Genomic DNA, 17,403 nt, shown 5'->3' with positions numbered 1-17,403 from the left:
ACTCACTCCTTTTCGTCGATCAGTGACAGACAATAGTCGATAACGGCTTTCGCCGATGGGCGAATAAAGCGTTTCGATGCCACCATGTCGGTCTGTTTCGATGGTTTCGTGTTCACTTCAATAATCCATGGTTTATGTTCTTGATCTATCGCTAGATCAATGCCAAATTCCCCATACAATCCTTCCGTTTCACTGGCTAAAACAGTCGCCGCTTCGATGGCGATGTCTTTTAGCAGCATTTTTTGTTGAAATGCTTTCTTTCGCTCATACCATTGTTGCAGTACCTTGTCGATTGGAACGATTTCCCCGCCGCGGGCAAGGTTGGCGACAAACTGTTCTTGCTTCGCCATACGTGCGATGGCCGATGTCACCCGCCATTCGCTGTCATGGACGCGGTGGCACAAGAGACGGAAATCGATCGGCCGCCCGTCGATCGTTTTCATATCGATTCCTTGCTGAATGACTGCCGCTGACTTTAGCCGCTCTTTTAAGGAGGCAAACAGCGCCGAAGTAGAAGCATATTGCTGCACCGCGTCTTTCATTGACGTCGAGTAGTCAAGGAGGAACCCGTTTTCCTTTTTTTCAATGCGAAAAATATGCCGGCCTTGACTGCCGTGAATCGGTTTAATAAATACGACGGGGAATTGTGTGAAAAAGCTGTCAAGCGTTTGCTTATCCCTGAATAATTCCGTTTTCGGCAAATAAGGATGCAAGTACGAATGGTTTGCTAAATATTGATGTACTTCCCATTTATGCAAAAAGCGATGATTAAACATAAGAATGCGCTCGTCTTTCAGTTTTTCGATCAGCTGATCAAATAAATAGGAATGTTCGGACTTTCGTGAGTGGAGGCGGTTATAGATTACGTTCGCAGGGGGGACTTCCGTTTTTCTCCATTCCCCCTCGATCCAGCGGTAGCCGCTCTTTTCGTTCTTTACATACATCGACAAAGACGTCACATAGAAAATCGACTGGCGCTGCATGCTATAATTCGCTAATTCCTCGCAAAAATCGTGAATCGATCCGAAATGAACGTGCGAATCCTTCTCGAAAATTTCTGTCAACACGGCGACCGTTGGCGGCTGGTTCATCGTTCTCCCTCATTTGCGCTTTCGTCATGCAAGCCCTATAAAAGTTAGGCAAATGTTTATATCGTATCGTATGATGTTTGCCTAATTTTGGTGATTACCTTATAGGCGTGAAAGGGGAGAAACATGGAAACTATTTTTATTTGCTATTAATGATTGCGGTCGGGGGGCGCTGATGGCGGAGTGACGAACTTTCAAGCTGATTATGTATTTAGGTGCGCTGCTAGGAGGGATCATCGGTTTATGGCTGTAAGATTTTCCTTTGTTTTTTGTTAGTCATATCGCTTTTTTCCGGTGCATACGTTATGATAGTGATACGTTACTTTTCTATTAGGAGGCTTTTTTATGTCCAATCAACTATATGCCATTGCCGAGCAGCTGGAGAAAGCGATCCGCGCAAGCAGCGATTTTCAGCAGTTAAAGCAGGCGTACGAAGCGGTGCGCCACGATGAAACGGCATACCGCCTATTTACCAATTTCCGCGATGTGCAAATGCGGCTTCACGAAAAACAGATGACCGGAGCGGAAATTTTGCCGGAAGAAGTGGAACACGCGCAAAAAGCGATGATGCTCGCCCAACAGAACGCAAAACTCTCGCAGCTGATGGCGCTCGAACAGCGGATGAGTATGGTCTTGGCTGACATCCAGCAAATTGCGATGAAACCGCTCGAGGAGCTGTACCGTTCTTTCATGGAAACGGAATGATGCCCGAACACTCATATTGAGTGTTCTTTTTTTGTCCGTTTTATCATAGCTATGAAGTGATAGGAAGAAAAGCGGAGGGCGCCTGCTTATCGGCGACACGCGCTGGAGGACCCACGAGGAGGCTGTCGCCGCCGCAGTGGGGCCGAAGCGTCGCGAGCCGATGGCGCCCGAAGCTAGACAAGGAAGAAAAGCGGAAGCGCCGAGATTAGCCTTCGAAGCCAAATGTTCTTCACCCGCAGGGGTGCTTGACACCCCGAGGGGGAAGGTTATTTGGCGAAGAAGGCTAGGCGCTGAAGCTAGACAAGGAAGAAAAGCGGAGGGCGCCCCAATTTCGCCTAAAGGCTGCCCACGTCCTGTGGGCAACGGCGAAATGTCGCCATCCTGGCTCCGCGAAACGCGCTGGAGGGCGGAGCGAATAGCGGCTGGACGCAACAAAAAAGCGAGCAAGATCGACTTTTTTCACAAAAGGGGGAGACAGCGGTGGCTTATAAATTGCTTGCTCTTAATATTGACGGAACGCTTTTAAAAAACAACGGCCGGTTGCAGAGGGAAACGAAGGAAGCGGTCGAATACGTAAAACAAAAAGGAGTATATGTCACGCTTCTGACAAGCCGAAATTTGCTCGCGGCAAGGAAAGTCGCAAAGGCGTTAAAATTAGAGAGCGACCTCATTACGTTCCAAGGCGCCATCATCGGCAAATCATTGAATGAAAAAATGTTTGAAGCGCTTATTCCCGAAGAACGGACGTTTAATATCGTACAGGTTTTGGAAAATTTTAATTGCAATATTCGCTTGTTACATGAACGGTATTCGCTCGGCAACCGGAAAAAAGTGCAAAAAAATTTAGTCGTCAGAACGGTGCTATCATCCGGCGATCCGTTTTTTTACCCGACGCAGTTTGTCGATTCGATTGGCGACGTGCTGATGGATGAGCCGATGGCTGTTCCGAAAATCGATGTGTATTTCGCCAGTGACGCGGAGCGGGACGAAGCCGCCGCTGTGCTGGCCAAAGCGTTTCCGACTATTGATATGATTATGCAGTCAAACGGGAAAATGGAAATTGTCCCGCAAGGAGTGTCCAAACTCGCTGGCTTGCGGCGTCTTGGACATCATTTAGGCATTTCTTTAAGAGAAATGGTCGTCATTGGCGATAGTCTCGACGACATTCCGGCGATCGAAGCGGTCGGTTTGGGTGTTGCGATGGGAAACGCACCAGCGGAAGTGAAAAAAGTCGCCGACTGGGTGACGCGCTCGAACGAACAGCTCGGCGTCGCCTATATGATTAAAGAACATTTCCGCAAACAGCAGCGCCCGGAATTTTTGCGGAAGCTGAAAATGAAGCGATAAATGAAAAAGCTGGGATGGATGGATCCCAGCTTTTTTACTTGACGAGCAAAAAACACTTTCTGTACACTTAAGTAAGCTTGACAGGGAAAAGGTGATGTCATTGCGCATTCAAATTCAAGGATTACACGATATCGAGCGCTTTCAACGACCGCTGGAAGTGATTACAGGGTTGTTTTATGAAGAATATGAATTGACATTCGCGTCTGTTTCGGACGCGGATATAACGGTGGTATTTTCCATTAGCGGGAATGAGTGTGTCCGTGTTTATGGGATATTAACAGAACCGTCCACCGGCAACAGATATGAAGCGGATCATGCACGGGACCTATCATGTTTTCAAGAGGAAAAAGAACGGTGGAAACAAGTGAAGTACGCCGTATTTCATGTCTACCTGACGCTGCTGCAGCAATACACCGGCCTCATCCAGCAGTGGGGCGTACTGACGGGAATCCGCCCCGTCAAATTATTGCATAAAATGCTATGCTCCGGACTTTCGAAAGAGGAAGCACACCGTCAGCTTCGCGAAGACTATTTAGTCACTGATGAAAAAATTGCCCTTATGCAGGACATCGTCGACCGCCAGCTTACGGTCGTGCCGGATTTATACGATCTCGCCCATGAAGTAAGCATTTATATCGGCATTCCGTTTTGTCCGACGAAATGCGCCTATTGCACGTTCCCAGCCTATGCCATTAACGGGCGCCAAGGCTCCGTCGATGCCTTTTTAGCCGGACTCCATTATGAAATGCGCGCAATCGGCCGCTTTTTAAAAGAGCGGGGCATCAACATTACGACGATTTACTACGGCGGCGGCACGCCGACGAGCATCAGCGCCGATGAAATGGATCGGCTGTATGCGGAAATGTATGAATCGTTCCCAAATGTCGAACGCGTCCGCGAAATCACGGTTGAAGCGGGGCGTCCCGACACGATTACGCCAGAGAAGCTGAACGTTCTGAAAAAATGGAACATCGGCCGCATTAGCATTAATCCGCAATCGTACATTCAAGAAACGTTAAAAGCGATCGGCCGCCACCATACGGTCGACGAAACGATTGAAAAATTCCATCTCGCCCGCGAGATGGGGATGAACAACATTAACATGGATTTAATCATCGGCCTTCCGGGAGAAGGGATAAAAGAATTTTCCTATACATTGGCGCAAACGGAAAAACTCATGCCCGAATCATTAACGGTGCATACCCTTTCCTTTAAACGGGCGTCGGAAATGACGAAAAACAAAGCGAAATACAAAGTCGCCGACCGCGACGAAATCAGCGAAATGATGAAAGCCGCCCAAGACTGGACGAAGCGGCACGGCTACGTTCCGTATTATTTGTACCGGCAAAAAAACATTCTCGGCAACCTTGAAAATGTCGGCTACGCGCTTCCGGGCCAAGAAAGCATCTACAATATTATGATTATGGAAGAACAGCAATCGATCATCGGACTTGGCTGCGGCGCCTCAAGCAAATTTGTCCATCCGAAAACGCGGAAAATTACCCGCTTCGCCAATCCGAAAGAACCGAAAGTGTACAACGAGCACTTCGTTCATTATACAGAGGAAAAACTGAAAATGATGGAAGAGTTGTTTAGATAAGCGGAACGGACGGGCTTCAGACAAATGTCTGGGGCCTGTTTTTTGTAGTTTATAAAAGAAAGGATTTTTTCGAATATATCATAAACGAAGAGGGAGAGATCATTCATTAAAGAAATTTAGGATAGCAATAGCCATCATCATAAGAAAAAATCCGACAATCACATACCCAATCCATCTAATCCCTTTCGGCTGTGAATCGAGCCGAAAGCTCTTTCGGCTCCATACGCCGCCTGTGATCCTTTGCAAATCTTCGGTAGGTGCAAAGACTTTGTCCTCATCATGGTGAAGCGGTTCCGCCCGTTGCGTTTCGTGCATATCTTTCATTGTTTTCACCGTCCTTTTTGTTCAAAACCCGATTGCTTTCGGCAACCGGGCTTTATTCATATCAGCGATGGAATAAAATCAGTTTTCCGCTTGATGTTACGCAGCGGTGCGTTTTATCGTGACAGTGATGTTCGCGCAATTTTTGTTCGCCGATCTTTTTCGCTTCTTCATCGTTCACGGCTTCGAACGTTTCGTCCAACAATTTCTCCCCGTTTTTCTCAAATGCCGTTAACGTATACGTTGGCATAGTAGTGTCCCCCTTTGCTGAATGGTGATTCATATTATTATTTTGCTATTTTTAAAAAAATTCCTTCTAAATGATGAAACTTTCCGCTATGATAAACGTGTATTATATTCGTGGAAATTTTATCTAAAATTGGGGGGAGTGAGAATGGCATTACAGTTAGAGCATGTGACCAAGCGTTTTGGCGCGGTGACCGCGGTCAACGATGTCACGTTAACGATCCCAGAAGGAAACTTGTTCGGATTTCTCGGCGCGAACGGGGCGGGAAAGACGACAACGTTTCGCATGATTTTAGGCTTGCTCGAACCGACGGAAGGAACGATTACGTGGAATAGTGAAAAAATCGATTACTCGAAAAGCCATCTCATCGGTTATTTGCCGGAAGAGCGCGGATTGTATCCGAAGCTGAAAGTAAAGGAGCAGCTTATTTATTTAGGCAGGCTTCGCAGCTTAGATAAGGCGACGATTATGAAAGAAATGGAGGCGTGGCTCGAGCGGTTTAACGTGCCGGAGTACGCGGAAAAGCGGGTTGAGGAACTGTCAAAAGGGAATCAGCAAAAAATTCAATTTATCGCCGCCGTGTTGCATAAGCCGAAACTATTAATCTTAGATGAACCGTTCAGCGGACTGGATCCCGTCAATGTCGAGCTGTTAAAAGAAGCGGTCATTGATTTAAAAAACAATGGAACAACGATTGTCTTTTCAAGCCACCGCATGGAACATGTCGAAGAGTTGTGCGAGCATCTTTGCATTATGCACCATGGTCGGCCAATCGTATACGGGTCGTTAAAAGAAGTAAAACGGTCCTTTGGCAAAAAGAACATTATTATTCATGCCGATATGCCGCTTGATGAGCTGGCAGAGTTTCCGGGAGTCGTCAAAATGAAGCGGACAGCGGAAGGCGTGCATTTGCAAATCGAAAACGAAGATGTGTCGCAAAAAATTCTTTCCCATATTGCCACCAAAGGATTTATTCGCAAGTTTGCGCTAGAAGAGCCTTCATTAAACGATATTTTTATTGAAAAAGTGGGTGCGGCGTATGAATAAGTTTTGGATTGTGCTGGGGCATACATATGCGACAAAGCTGAAAGCGAAATCGTTTATCATCACAACGATTATTACGAGCCTCTTTGTCTTTGCGATGGCGAACATCCAGCATATTATTGAATTTTTTACCAAGGATGAAAAAACAACGGTGGCAGTTATCGATACGTCGGGAGCGTTTTATGAACCGCTTGAGGCACAGCTGAAACAAGGAAAACACGATAATCTCAAGTTAAAAAAGGTGACCGGCTCGGAAGAAAAGGCAAAGGCGGGCGTCCGCAACGGCAAGTGGGATGCGCTCCTGATCCTTTCGGCTGACGATAAACAGCTGCCAAAAGCGACGTATTACGCAAACACGATTGCAGACAGCGATACTCCAAGCGAGCTTGAGCAAGCGCTCCAGCAGCTGAAAACAACGCTGGCGACAGCGAAGCTCGGCCTTAAACAAGAGCAGATTGCACAGCTATATGAGCCGGTGCCGTTTGAAAAAGTGGCATTGGAAAAAAACGCGAAAACGGAGGAAGAGTTGAATCAGGCGCGCGTTCTCGTTTACGTGCTGTTATTTGCGATGTATATGTTTGTCCTCATGTACGGCGGCATGATTTCAACGGAAGTGGCGACGGAAAAATCGTCGCGTGTCATGGAAATTTTAGTTTCCAGTGTCTCACCGATACAGCAATTATTTGGGAAAATCATTGGAGTCGCGCTCCTTAGCTTAACGCAATTTGTGATTTTATTTACGGTCGGTTTCGTGGCGCTAAAAAGCAGCGGACAAGAATTGTGGAAATTCCTTGGTTTTGACCACCTTCCTATATCGACATTTGTGTATGCAATTGTTTTCTTCCTTTTAGGTTACTTCTTATACGCGACATTATTTGCCGTGCTTGGTTCGCTCGTCAGCCGCGTGGAAGATGTGCAGCAAATGATTACGCCGGTGATGATTGTTGTCATTGCCGCGTTTATGATTGCGATGTTTGGATTAAACGCTCCAGAATCATCCTTTATTACGGTGACATCATTTATTCCGTTTTTCACGCCGATGATTATGTTTTTGCGTGTCGGATTGCTTCCTGTTCCATTTTGGGAAGTGGCGCTCAGCCTCGTTCTGCTCGTTGCGACGATCGGATTGCTTGCCTTTTTCGGATCGAAAGTGTACCGCGGCGGGGTGCTGATGTATGGGAAAGCTGGTTCCTTGAAGGACTTGAAAAAAGCGGTGCAGTTGACGCAAAAGTAAGGCCTTGCCTAAAGCAAGGTCTTCTTTTTGGCGTTTGTGCAATTGTGGTATACTTAACTATACGCAAATACGGAAACGGAGGAGAAGAGGTTGGCCAAAGGAATCGTTCATTATGAGGTTGGCGAGCAAGTCGATGTGTATTTGCTTATTAAATCGGTGGCAAAAGGAATCGCCAGTAACGGGAAGCCGTTTTTAACGCTTATTTTGCAAGATAAAACGGGAAATATTGAAGCGAAGCTTTGGGATGTATCGCCAGAGGATGAACACGTATACGTGCCGGAAAGCATCGTGAAAGTGTTTGGCGACATTCATAATTACCGCGGCAAAATGCAGCTGAAAATCCGCTCGATTCGTCCCGTCCATGAAGGGGATGCCGTCCGCGTTTCTGATTTTCTCGAAACGGCGCCGTTGAAGAGGGAAGAGATGATGGGGAAAATTACCGAATACATATTTGCGATGCAAAATCCGAACATTCAGCGGATTACGCGCTATTTATTGAAAAAGTACGAGCAGAAATTTTTTGAGTACCCGGCGGCGACGAAAAATCATCATGAGTTTATTTCCGGCTTGGCGTACCATGTTGTTTCCATGCTCGAATTGGCTAAAGCGCTTGCCAATTTATACCCTTCATTAAATAAAGATTTGTTGTATGCCGGTGTGATTTTGCATGATCTCGGCAAGGTCATTGAGCTGTCCGGCCCGGTGTCCGCTTCGTATACGCTCGAAGGCAATTTGCTTGGCCACATTTCGATTATGGTGAGCGAGATTAGCAAAGCGGCCGAGCATCTTGGCATCAGCGGCGAGGAAGTCGTCATCCTGCAACATATGGTGCTTTCCCATCACGGCAAGGCGGAATGGGGCAGCCCGAAGCCTCCGATGGTGAAGGAAGCGGAAATTTTGCATTACATCGACAATTTGGATGCGAAAATGAACATGATCGACCGTGCTCTGGAAAAAGTGAAGCCAGGTGAATTTACGGAGCGCATTTTTGCCCTTGATAACCGCTCGTTTTATAAACCGATCTTTTCTTCTGTTTCAAACGAAGAAAAGAAGGGGAATGATAAGTAGCCCCGCACAAAGGTGATGATTGAGCTGATTATAGAGATTGAAAGATGCGGAATATGAGCGAAAAAAAGAGGAATCGAAGCAGTAAAAAAGAGTTGCGGCAAAAAAGGAAATAGAATTGCGCTGTCTCGATACGAAAAAGGCGGTATTGCCGCCTTTTTCTTTATGCATAGATCACCGGTTTCGTGCGTATAGTTTAGTAAGACAAGCTAAAGAAGACATGGAACGATGGAACGCTTTGAAGCAGGTAAGGAGGGGGATATATGCTTAGCTTGCCATGGTGGACTTACTTAGTTGTTGCCGGCATTATTTTTAGCGGCTATATGACGGTAAGAACAGCGGCAAAAGAGCGTGAAATCGATGAAGCGTTTATTGAAAAAGAGGGAGAAATTTATATGGAGCGCATCCGCAAGGAGCGGGAGCGGCGCCAGCAGGCGAAGTCCTTGTAATAAGCAAGGACTTTTATTTTTTTTTGAAAAATTCCCTTTATTTTTTTCAATTTCGTGTTAGGATAATATTAACTATTACACACTAAAGAGATAAAGCGGGGGATGAAACATGAAGCGAGCCTATAATTTCAACGCCGGGCCTTCCGCCCTGCCGCTTTCCGTGTTAGAGCGGGCGCAAGCCGAGCTTCTTAACTTCCAAAACACGGGAATGTCGGTGATGGAGCTAAGCCACCGCAGCAAAGAATACGACGCGGTGCACAACAGTGCCAAAGAGCGGCTGAAACGGCTGATGAACATTCCAGATACTCATGACGTCTTGTTTTTGCAAGGCGGAGCGAGCCTGCAGTTTTCGATGGTGCCGATGAATTTGCTTGGGAAAGATCAAGTCGCGAATTATGTGCTGACGGGAACATGGTCGGAAAAGGCGCTCAAAGAAGCGAAAAAAATAGGGCAAACGCATATCGCCGCTTCTAGCAAAGAAGCGAATTACACGTACATTCCGAAGTTAGAAGACATTCACCTCTCCGAAAACGTGGCGTATTTACATATTACCTCGAACAATACGATTTTCGGCACGCAATGGCATGAATTTCCTGATGTGCCGGTCGATCTTGTCGCTGATATGTCAAGCGACATTTTAAGCAGGGAAATCAATGTGGGACAGTTTGCTTTAATTTATGCCGGAGCGCAAAAAAATCTTGGTCCGTCCGGCGTAACGGTTGTTATTATTCGCAATGACTTATTAGAGCGCATTCCAGACAATTTGCCGACGATGCTCGATTATCGCACGTACAGCTCGAGCAATTCGCTGTACAATACACCGCCGACATTTGCGATTTACATGCTTTCGCTTGTGCTTGAATGGGTGGAAGAAGAAGGCGGTGTGAAAACGATTGAAGCGCGCAATCAAGAAAAAGCGGCCATTGTATACGAGGCGATTGATGCCAGCAACGGTTTTTATGCGCCGCATGCCGAGAAGGAAAGCCGCTCGCTTATGAATGTGACGTTTACATTGCCAAATGAAGAATTAACGAAGAAGTTTTTGGCGGAAGCGAAAGAAAAAGGTTTTGTCGGACTGGCGGGACACCGCTCGGTCGGCGGCTGTCGCGCCTCGATTTACAACGCTGTTCCGTTGGAAGCGTGCGAGGCATTGGCGGCATTTATGCATGATTTCTACCGCCGTTTTGCCTGAAAATTTTACTTCACTTTTACACTGCAAAGTGATATAATGATAAAAAATTCTCGCAATGCGTGCTAATGCACGGGGGAAGAGGAGCCTAGAAAAGGAGAGATGAGGAGAGATGAGCATGAATACGAGAGTATTAGTTTCTTTGGCGATGTTAGTAGGAATCGGGGCGGTATTGCACGCCGTCATTCCGGGAATTTTCTTCGGAATGAAGCCGGATATGATGTTGACGATGATGTTTTTGGCGATTTTATTGTTTCCAGATGTCAAAGCTGTCGGAATTGTCGGGATTGTCACGGGAATTATTTCTGCCTTGACTACCAATTTCCCGGGAGGACAAATTCCAAATGTCATCGACAAAATCGTTACCGCCTTTGTCGTTTTCGCCATTATATTAGCGGTGAAAAAATACAGTCAAACCGTCGTTTCCGCGGCGGTGCTGACGGCGGTTGGAACAGTGGTTTCCGGCACGGTTTTTCTGACGGCCGCGCTGTTGTTGGTCGGTTTGCCGGGCAATGCCACGTTTTCCGCCTTATTCCTCGCCGTCGTCCTGCCGGCGACCGTGATTAATACGATTGTGATGGTGATTATCTACCCAATTGCATCATCGATTTTCAAACGGATGAACATAACAGCGCACGTGTGAATGGTAAAAAACCCGATCATCATCTTGGTCGGGTTTTTTGCTATCACCTTATCCGTGCCGGAGAAGCCAAGCGGTGATAAAGAAAAAAAACGCTATTCCAATATAGATGACGGCGCGCTGTTTTAAGAGGTTTTTTGGGGGGTACATTTTTGCTTTTGCTAATGAAAAAAGCGTATGGATAAAGACACAGAAAAATAAGAAACTCACGATAAAAAAAAGTGACCGCACATATATCATCGCATTCTCCTCCTATGTTTACTATATGCTGGCACTTGTACCACTATGAATATGTATAAATTATCACAAAAATAAAAAAATAAACATTTTTATCTTTATTACTTTTTATTTTACTGATATAATAGAAAGTAAAAAATACGGTGAGGAAAGAGTGGGTGGAAGGATGAAAACGACAGAGCAACATTATTCTATAAAAGAGGCGATGCTATTTAGCCAACGAATTGCTCAGTTAAGCAAGGCGCTTTGGAAATCAATTGAAAAGGACTGGCAGCAGTGGATTAAACCGTTTGACTTAAACATTAATGAGCATCACATTTTATGGATCGCCTATCATTTTAAAGGAGCATCAATTTCGGAAATTGCTAAATTTGGCGTCATGCATGTTTCTACAGCGTTTAATTTTTCAAAAAAATTAGAAGAAAGAGGCTTGCTTTCCTTTTCAAAAAAGCAAGACGACAAACGCAATACGTATATTGAGCTAACGGAAAAAGGGGAAGAAGTGTTGTTAAAGTTAATGGAAACGTATGACCCGACGAAAAATGCGGTGTTTAACGGGGCCTTGCCGCTGCGCGAGTTGTATGGAAAATTTCCAGAAATTTTAGAAATGATGTGTATCATTCGCAACATTTATGGCGATGATTTTATGGAGATTTTTGAAAGGACATTTGAAAACATTAAAGAAGATTTTATTGAGCAAGATGGAAAGCTAGTGAAACGAAATGCAAAAACGGAAGAGAAAGACAAAGAGTTGACCAGTCAATCTAGCTAACTGTTTTTATTAATTTTTTTAATTCGGTCATTAGCGGAACGAACATCTGCTGCGCAAGAAGGGCGTCCACAGTTTGCTCAAGCGGAAGGCTTGGATGAAGCATTCCTGCAAACTGAACGAGAAGCGGGGTGAAAATCGTCAATCCTTCCGCTTTTTGTTTTTCATATTCTTCGCTTAGCTGTTGGCAAAGGGAAAGCACTTCTTCCACTTCTTCTTTTGTTAAGTTTGCTTTAATTACTAGATAATAAAAAGGTTTTTTTGTTTTATCAATCATTTCCATCAGCAATGATTGGTGGAATTCCAGCTTGGCGATTCGTTCCTCTAGCGTTCCCATATATGTACCCCTTTTGTATAACATAATGGACAAGTTGTTACGTATATTTTACCGAATTTACGAAAATCAACCAATAAAAAAATTTTTGGTGTCGGAAGGATTTTACTGTGAAAAAGCATATTGATTTATAGCATGAAACATTGTAAATTAAAAACCATGAATATGTTTGCTTCGATAAGGAGGGGAACATGATTTGGCGCTTTACTTTATACCCCTTGCCGTAATTATTTTGTTTCTTATTAACCAACTAACATCAAGCCTTTGTACACAAAGGCAAATCCCGGAAGAAAAACAGCCGAGCGTCTTTCGAACAATTAATGTCCTTATTACTATTTTATTAATTTCTTCATATTTTGAGGTGCTATTTACATAAAAAAGCTGACAGCCTGCGCTGCCAGCTTTTTTGTGGACGCTGCCCGGCATTAGAATAAGCATGCACATCCAACGATAATCAATAAAATAAACAACACAACAATTAACGCAAAGCCTCCTGCATAAGGTGCGCTCATCATAACACCTCCTTTCAAAAAGGAGCGGTTCCGCCTGAATGATTCACCATCATCATATGTCAGACAAACGCACATGTATGGGCGGATGACTAAATTGGAAAAAGGTTTTTTTCTTTCCGGAAAATATGTTATAGTTATTGTTGTAATTTTTTTTGCAAAAAAAATGGTGTAGGAGTTGTGAAACAAATGAGAAAATGGATGATTGCGGTAGCTGTTGCCTCTGTGTTTGCTTTGTCGGCGTGCAATAACGGTGATTCTGAAGTCATTGTCAAAACGAAGGACGGCAATATCACAAAAGAAGAATTTTACAATGAAATGAAGGCACGCGTCGGCAAAGAAGTAATTCGCGACCTTATTGATGAAAAAGTGTTAAGCAAAAAATACAAAGTCACGGACAAAGAAATCGACAAACAAATCGAAAACTTAAAAGAAACATATGGAACGCAATACGATTTAGCCGTTCAGCAAAATGGCGAAAAGGCGATTCGCGAGATGGTGAAATTGGATCTGCTGCGGCAAAAAGCGGCAATGGAAGATATTAAGGTGACGGATAAAGAATTAAAGGAATATTATGATAACTATAAACCGAAAATTCGTGCCAGCCATATTTTAGTGAAAGACGAAAAAACGGCGAAAGAAATTAAAGCGAAGCTCGATAAAGGGGAAGACTTTGCAAAGCTGGCGAAACAATATTCGCAAGATCCTGGCTCGGCGGCAAATGGCGGCGATTTAGGATGGTTTGGTCCAGGAAAAATGGTGAAAGAATTTGAAGATGCGGCTTATAAGCTAAAAGTAGGACAAGTGAGCGATCCAGTGAAAACAGACTACGGCTATCACATCATTAAAGTGACCGCTAAAGAGAAGAAAAAGCCATTTAACGAAATGAAAGATGAAATTGAATTTGAAGTAAAACAAAGAAAATTGGATCCGACGAAAGTACAGTCGAAAGTAGAACAATTGGTAAAAGACGCGAAAGTCGAGATTGAAGATAAAGATTTGCAAGATGTGTTAAAATAACGGCCAAAAACAACGAAGGAAGCGGGGAGGTAGACCGCTTCCTTTTGCTTATGCCAATCCCTTTTGAATCGTTGTCGCAATCGTCTGCAAATCGTCAAACGTATAATCGCTGGCATGCGATTTCCACACGGCTCCAAAACCATCGCCTTTGCCGTAGCGCGGGATGAGATGGACATGGTAATGAAAAACGGTTTGTCCGGCTTGCTCCCCGTTGTTGTTTAGCAAATTGAGGCCGATTGGAGCCAATTGCTTCTTAATCGCGTTTGCGATTTTCGGCACGGCGCTGAAAACGTGGCTGGCAACGTCTGGAGTGAGTTCAAAAATATTTTCTTTATGTATTTTTGGAATGACAAGCGTATGGCCTTTTGTCACTTGGCTGATATCAAGAAATGCCAGCACATGTTCATCCTCATATACTTTTGCCGCAGGAATGTCACCGTTTACAATTTTACAGAAAATACAATCGCTCACTAGAAAAGCCACCCTTCCTATTTTTTTCTTCCATTTTACCATAAAAAAAATCGGGATGTAATCATGATTGATTACATCCCGACTGGTGAAAAGGGGTGAGGTTAGCATTAATCAAAATGGCGTTTGATGAACACCTCATTTGCAAGAAATTGGTTAAAGAGTGAGCTTTCCTTTGTTCAAGATGACCATCCCCTTGTTGGTTGCGTAGAGGTTCGTTGCTTCACAGCAATGGCAAGATGGTCCTACCTTTCGCAAACACTCCATTTATAAAGGAGTTTCGTACTATCTCACTTTTTACAACGGTGTTACTTCGACAAATTGTCTTTTGTGAACACCTCATTTCAAGTGGATCATTCACCAAATCCCTTTTGGTTGGTTCCTCATCCCCTCTTCGCTATTTATCATGCCCAGGGTGGGACAATATATGCGAAAGGGAGATAGATAATTTTTGGAAAAACATTGACCGCTTTGATACAATGAAACAATGAAAGCGTAATTAGCAATTTAGATGGAAAGGAAGCGAACGATGGCGCTTTTAGAAGTGCAGCATTTATATGGAGGATATACAAAGCAAAACGTGCTCGAAGACATTTCGTTTACCGTCGACCGCGGGGAGATCGTCGGTTTAATCGGTTTGAACGGCGCGGGGAAAAGTACGACGATTAAGCATATTATCGGGCTGATGGAGCCGCGAAAAGGAGTTATTACGATTAACGGCCAAACGTTTTCCGAACATCCGGAGGCATACCGCTCTCAATTTACCTATATTCCTGAAACACCGGTTTTATATGAGGAATTGACGCTGGAAGAGCATTTGCGCCTAACCGCCATGGCTTATGGACTCGACGAGGCGGAATATGAACGGCGCTTGCCTCCGCTGTTAAAAGAATTCCGTATGGAAAAAAAACTAAAATGGTTTCCTGCCCATTTTTCCAAAGGGATGAAACAAAAAGTGATGATCATGTGCGCATTTTTAGTGGAGCCGCACCTTTACATTATTGACGAGCCGTTTCTCGGCTTAGATCCGCTCGCCATTCATGCATTGCTTGAGCAAATGCAGCGAATGAAGCAAAAAGGAGCAGGCATTTTAATGTCGACGCACATTTTAGCAACGGCGGAAAGATATTGCGATTCGTTTGTCATTTTGCATAATGGAAAAATCAAAGCGAAAGGGACTCTCGAAGAGATGCGCGACCAATTCGGTTCAAAAGCGGAAACGTTGGATGAATTATATATTGAATTAACAAAGGAAGAAAGCGTATGATGGACGGAAGACAGTTGTGGCGAGACCGGCTTGGACAGGAAATGCGAAACATGCGGCGGTATTTGCGCTATATGCTGAATGACCATTTATTGTTCGTATTGCTGGTAGCTCTAGGGGGAGGAGCGCTTGCCTATCATCATTGGGTGCAAACACTGCCGTCGACATTTCCTTACGCCATAGCGGCAGCACTCGTCTTTTCCTTCGCCTTGACCTTTGGCTCGATACGCACGTTGTTTCGGGAAGCGGATATCGTGTTTTTGCTGCCGGCGGAAGCAAAGCTTCGCCCTTATGTACAGCGGGCTTTTGCCATAAGTGTTCTTTTGCAAGGATATGGTCTGCTTTTACTTTTGCTTTTGATGGCGCCGCTTCATCTTCGCTTTTCCTCCATTTCTTTATGGTTGTTTTTTCTCGTATTGTTTATTTTAAAAGGATGGAATTTATGGATCAGCTGGAAAGGAAATTATTTTATTGAACCGTCCTTTCACCGTCTCAGCATGGCGGTCCGCTTTGGCATGAATGCCCTTTTGCTTTACTTTTTGCTTATTGGCGCACCTGTTCTGTTTTTGCTTGTTTTAACGATGATTGCCATTGGCGTCACCGTTTATTTGCAACAGGCGACAAAACGAAAAGGCTGGAAATGGGAGCGAATCATTGCTCAGGAAGCAAAAGCGGTGCGCGCATTTTACCGTATCGCCAATTTATTTACCGATGTTCCGCAATGGAAAGAGGAGGCGAAACGGCGGCGTTGGCTCGATTTTATCGTCAAGATGATTCCTTATGGGCAGCAAAATACGTTTCTTTATTTGTATGTGAGAACATGGATTCGTGCCGGTGGATATTTAGGCCTGTATATCCGCTTAATTACCTTAGGCTGCCTATTGCTTTACATTATTCCAAACGAATACGGAAAAATGGCGGCGTCGTTCTTTTTCCTTTACATAACTGGCTTTCAATTATTCGCCTTGCTTGATCATCATCGGGCCATCCTATGGATGCGGCTGTACCCGCTTGAGAAAACGGTGCAAGTTCAAGCGGTGTGTCGGCTTCTCTTTTTGTTATTGATTGTGCAAAACAGTGCATTCCATTTGTTTTTGACTTGGATTGCCGTCCGCCCGCTCTGGATTGCGTCATGGATAGCGGGAAATGTGTTTAGTTATTGGCTCATATTTCATTATTTGGTGAAACGCCATCATCGGGAGGGAAAACGATGAACAAAATGTATATCACGACGGGAACGAAAGACTATTTGCAACAGCTGAAAAATAGTCATCCAGGTGAAACGATGCTGCTGCTTGAGGGAGAAGAGGATGCGGTGTTGCTTCATGAAACGGCAGGGGAAACCGTGTTTCAGGAACCGCGCGTGTATGAAGTGATCGATGCCGTGGGTCCGTTGGCTGGTGCGTTTGTTGTATGCAACAACATTCCGGTTAACGATGAAGGCCGCCCACTTTTTGAGCACCGTTTTCAACAGCGGGCAAGGTTGATTGAGCAAGAACCGGGCTTTGCCGCCATACGCGTGCTTCGGCCGCTCTCAAATGATACGTATATTATCATGACGCTGTGGGATGGGAAAGAACATTTTGAACGTTGGCAGCGCTCGCAAGGGTTTGCCAAGGCGCATCAGCAAGGAAAGGAAACAAAACCAGCGGGTCCGCGGCTATTTCCGCGTCCGTCTTATGTAACGACATACGCAGCGGCAAAAGAAGGATGATAATGGATTGGTGCCCTCGATTTTGCTTGGGGGCGCTTTTTTATATTCGCTAACGCGTTTCGTTCAACTGGGCCAATTCTCGCCCTTTGTCTTTTTTACGGCAGAATGTGGCACATGTTTCACACCTTTATTCCCCTTTCATATGCTGTAGTACATCCA

At 44.8% G+C, this 17,403-nt stretch carries 22 protein-coding genes; 15 read left to right on the top strand and 7 right to left on the bottom strand.

The window, feature by feature from the left end; all coding sequences use genetic code 11:
• Positions 1-2: 2 nt before the first annotated feature.
• Positions 3-1,091, bottom strand: coding sequence for a YheC/YheD family endospore coat-associated protein (locus BDD39_RS14225; protein WP_166911675.1), 1,089 nt, complete (start codon positions 1,089-1,091; stop codon positions 3-5).
• Positions 1,092-1,433: 342 nt separating this feature from the next.
• On the opposite strand from BDD39_RS14225, the gene BDD39_RS14220 reads away from it, so the two are divergent.
• From BDD39_RS14220 to BDD39_RS14210, 3 genes are all read left to right on the top strand, one after another.
• Complete coding sequence (locus BDD39_RS14220; protein ID WP_166911673.1) at positions 1,434-1,793, top strand: YlbF/YmcA family competence regulator; 360 nt, start codon at positions 1,434-1,436, stop codon at positions 1,791-1,793.
• Positions 1,794-2,273: 480 nt separating this feature from the next.
• The gene (locus tag BDD39_RS14215) at positions 2,274-3,140 is read left to right on the top strand and encodes a Cof-type HAD-IIB family hydrolase (RefSeq protein ID WP_166911671.1); all 867 of its coding nucleotides are present in this window, start codon (positions 2,274-2,276) and stop codon (positions 3,138-3,140) included.
• Between the two features lie 94 nt (positions 3,141-3,234).
• Positions 3,235-4,740, top strand: a complete 1,506-nt coding sequence (locus tag BDD39_RS14210) for a coproporphyrinogen III oxidase (RefSeq protein WP_166911669.1) — start codon at positions 3,235-3,237, stop codon at positions 4,738-4,740.
• A gap of 99 nt (positions 4,741-4,839) precedes the next feature.
• Here the strand turns inward: BDD39_RS14210 and BDD39_RS14205 are convergent, their stop codons facing one another.
• Positions 4,840-5,064: a hypothetical protein gene (locus tag BDD39_RS14205; protein WP_208404411.1), complete on the bottom strand. Its 225-nt coding sequence runs from the start codon at positions 5,062-5,064 to the stop codon at positions 4,840-4,842.
• A 61-nt stretch (positions 5,065-5,125) separates the two neighbouring features.
• Positions 5,126-5,311: a YhzD family protein gene (locus tag BDD39_RS14200; RefSeq protein ID WP_166911665.1), complete on the bottom strand. Its 186-nt coding sequence runs from the start codon at positions 5,309-5,311 to the stop codon at positions 5,126-5,128.
• A gap of 144 nt (positions 5,312-5,455) precedes the next feature.
• Here BDD39_RS14200 and BDD39_RS14195 point away from each other — a divergent pair, with 144 nt between their 5' ends.
• From BDD39_RS14195 to BDD39_RS14170, 6 genes are all read left to right on the top strand, one after another.
• Positions 5,456-6,355, top strand: coding sequence for an ABC transporter ATP-binding protein (locus BDD39_RS14195; RefSeq protein ID WP_166911663.1), 900 nt, complete (start codon positions 5,456-5,458; stop codon positions 6,353-6,355).
• Positions 6,348-7,586: an ABC transporter permease gene (locus tag BDD39_RS14190; protein WP_166911661.1), complete on the top strand. Its 1,239-nt coding sequence runs from the start codon at positions 6,348-6,350 to the stop codon at positions 7,584-7,586. The genes BDD39_RS14195 and BDD39_RS14190 overlap by 8 nt, the downstream gene beginning before the upstream one ends.
• A 90-nt stretch (positions 7,587-7,676) precedes the next feature.
• Positions 7,677-8,654 (top strand): 3'-5' exoribonuclease YhaM, encoded by a 978-nt coding sequence (yhaM, locus tag BDD39_RS14185; RefSeq protein WP_166911659.1) that lies wholly within the window; start codon positions 7,677-7,679, stop codon positions 8,652-8,654.
• A 260-nt stretch (positions 8,655-8,914) separates the two neighbouring features.
• On the top strand, positions 8,915-9,100 hold the full coding sequence (locus BDD39_RS14180) for a sporulation YhaL family protein (RefSeq protein ID WP_166911657.1): 186 nt from the start codon (positions 8,915-8,917) through the stop codon (positions 9,098-9,100).
• A 109-nt stretch (positions 9,101-9,209) separates the two neighbouring features.
• Positions 9,210-10,292 (top strand): 3-phosphoserine/phosphohydroxythreonine transaminase, encoded by a 1,083-nt coding sequence (gene serC, locus BDD39_RS14175; RefSeq protein WP_166911655.1) that lies wholly within the window; start codon positions 9,210-9,212, stop codon positions 10,290-10,292.
• Between the two features lie 115 nt (positions 10,293-10,407).
• Complete coding sequence (locus BDD39_RS14170; protein ID WP_166911653.1) at positions 10,408-10,932, top strand: tryptophan transporter; 525 nt, start codon at positions 10,408-10,410, stop codon at positions 10,930-10,932.
• Positions 10,933-10,980: 48 nt separating this feature from the next.
• On the opposite strand, the gene yhzF is transcribed toward BDD39_RS14170, so the two are convergent.
• Complete coding sequence (gene yhzF, locus BDD39_RS16840; protein WP_481886302.1) at positions 10,981-11,169, bottom strand: membrane protein YhzF; 189 nt, start codon at positions 11,167-11,169, stop codon at positions 10,981-10,983.
• Positions 11,170-11,332: 163 nt separating this feature from the next.
• On the opposite strand from yhzF, the gene BDD39_RS14165 reads away from it, so the two are divergent.
• Positions 11,333-11,938 carry an HTH-type transcriptional regulator Hpr gene (locus tag BDD39_RS14165; protein ID WP_208404410.1) on the top strand — a complete coding sequence of 202 codons (606 nt, stop codon included), beginning with the start codon at positions 11,333-11,335 and terminating at the stop codon, positions 11,936-11,938.
• Here the strand turns inward: BDD39_RS14165 and BDD39_RS14160 are convergent.
• Entirely contained in the window at positions 11,931-12,272 is a 342-nt protein-coding gene (locus BDD39_RS14160; RefSeq protein ID WP_166911649.1) for a YhaI family protein, read from the bottom strand. The two genes, BDD39_RS14165 and BDD39_RS14160, sit on opposite strands and share 8 nt — an antisense overlap.
• A 193-nt stretch (positions 12,273-12,465) precedes the next feature.
• On the opposite strand from BDD39_RS14160, the gene BDD39_RS16500 reads away from it, so the two are divergent.
• Positions 12,466-12,645, top strand: coding sequence for a hypothetical protein (locus BDD39_RS16500; RefSeq protein ID WP_166911647.1), 180 nt, complete (start codon positions 12,466-12,468; stop codon positions 12,643-12,645).
• Positions 12,646-12,694: 49 nt separating this feature from the next.
• On the opposite strand, the gene BDD39_RS14150 is transcribed toward BDD39_RS16500, so the two are convergent.
• Positions 12,695-12,781 (bottom strand): YjcZ family sporulation protein, encoded by an 87-nt coding sequence (locus tag BDD39_RS14150; RefSeq protein WP_099458908.1) that lies wholly within the window; start codon positions 12,779-12,781, stop codon positions 12,695-12,697.
• Between the two features lie 186 nt (positions 12,782-12,967).
• On the opposite strand from BDD39_RS14150, the gene BDD39_RS14145 reads away from it, so the two are divergent.
• A complete protein-coding gene (locus tag BDD39_RS14145) occupies positions 12,968-13,798 on the top strand; it encodes a peptidylprolyl isomerase (protein WP_166911645.1) in 831 nt (276 codons plus the stop codon).
• Positions 13,799-13,846: 48 nt separating this feature from the next.
• Here the strand turns inward: BDD39_RS14145 and BDD39_RS14140 are convergent, their stop codons facing one another.
• Positions 13,847-14,269, bottom strand: a complete 423-nt coding sequence (locus tag BDD39_RS14140; RefSeq protein WP_166911643.1) for an HIT domain-containing protein — start codon at positions 14,267-14,269, stop codon at positions 13,847-13,849.
• A gap of 526 nt (positions 14,270-14,795) precedes the next feature.
• On the opposite strand from BDD39_RS14140, the gene BDD39_RS14135 reads away from it, so the two are divergent.
• The 3 genes from BDD39_RS14135 to BDD39_RS14125 are packed head-to-tail and all read left to right on the top strand — an operon-like array spanning position 14,796 to position 17,244.
• Positions 14,796-15,533: an ABC transporter ATP-binding protein gene (locus tag BDD39_RS14135; RefSeq protein ID WP_166911641.1), complete on the top strand. Its 738-nt coding sequence runs from the start codon at positions 14,796-14,798 to the stop codon at positions 15,531-15,533.
• Positions 15,530-16,744 (top strand): ABC transporter permease, encoded by a 1,215-nt coding sequence (locus BDD39_RS14130; protein ID WP_166911639.1) that lies wholly within the window; start codon positions 15,530-15,532, stop codon positions 16,742-16,744. The genes BDD39_RS14135 and BDD39_RS14130 overlap by 4 nt, the downstream gene beginning before the upstream one ends.
• A complete protein-coding gene (locus BDD39_RS14125) occupies positions 16,741-17,244 on the top strand; it encodes an antibiotic biosynthesis monooxygenase family protein (protein WP_166911637.1) in 504 nt (167 codons plus the stop codon). The genes BDD39_RS14130 and BDD39_RS14125 overlap by 4 nt, the downstream gene beginning before the upstream one ends.
• Positions 17,245-17,403 lie beyond the last annotated feature (159 nt).

This window comes from Saccharococcus thermophilus (assembly GCF_011761475.1).
Lineage (GTDB): Bacteria > Bacillota > Bacilli > Bacillales > Anoxybacillaceae > Saccharococcus > Saccharococcus thermophilus.
The sequence above is the reverse complement of the archived record's forward strand: the minus strand, read 5'-3'. Positions and strand labels throughout refer to the sequence as shown.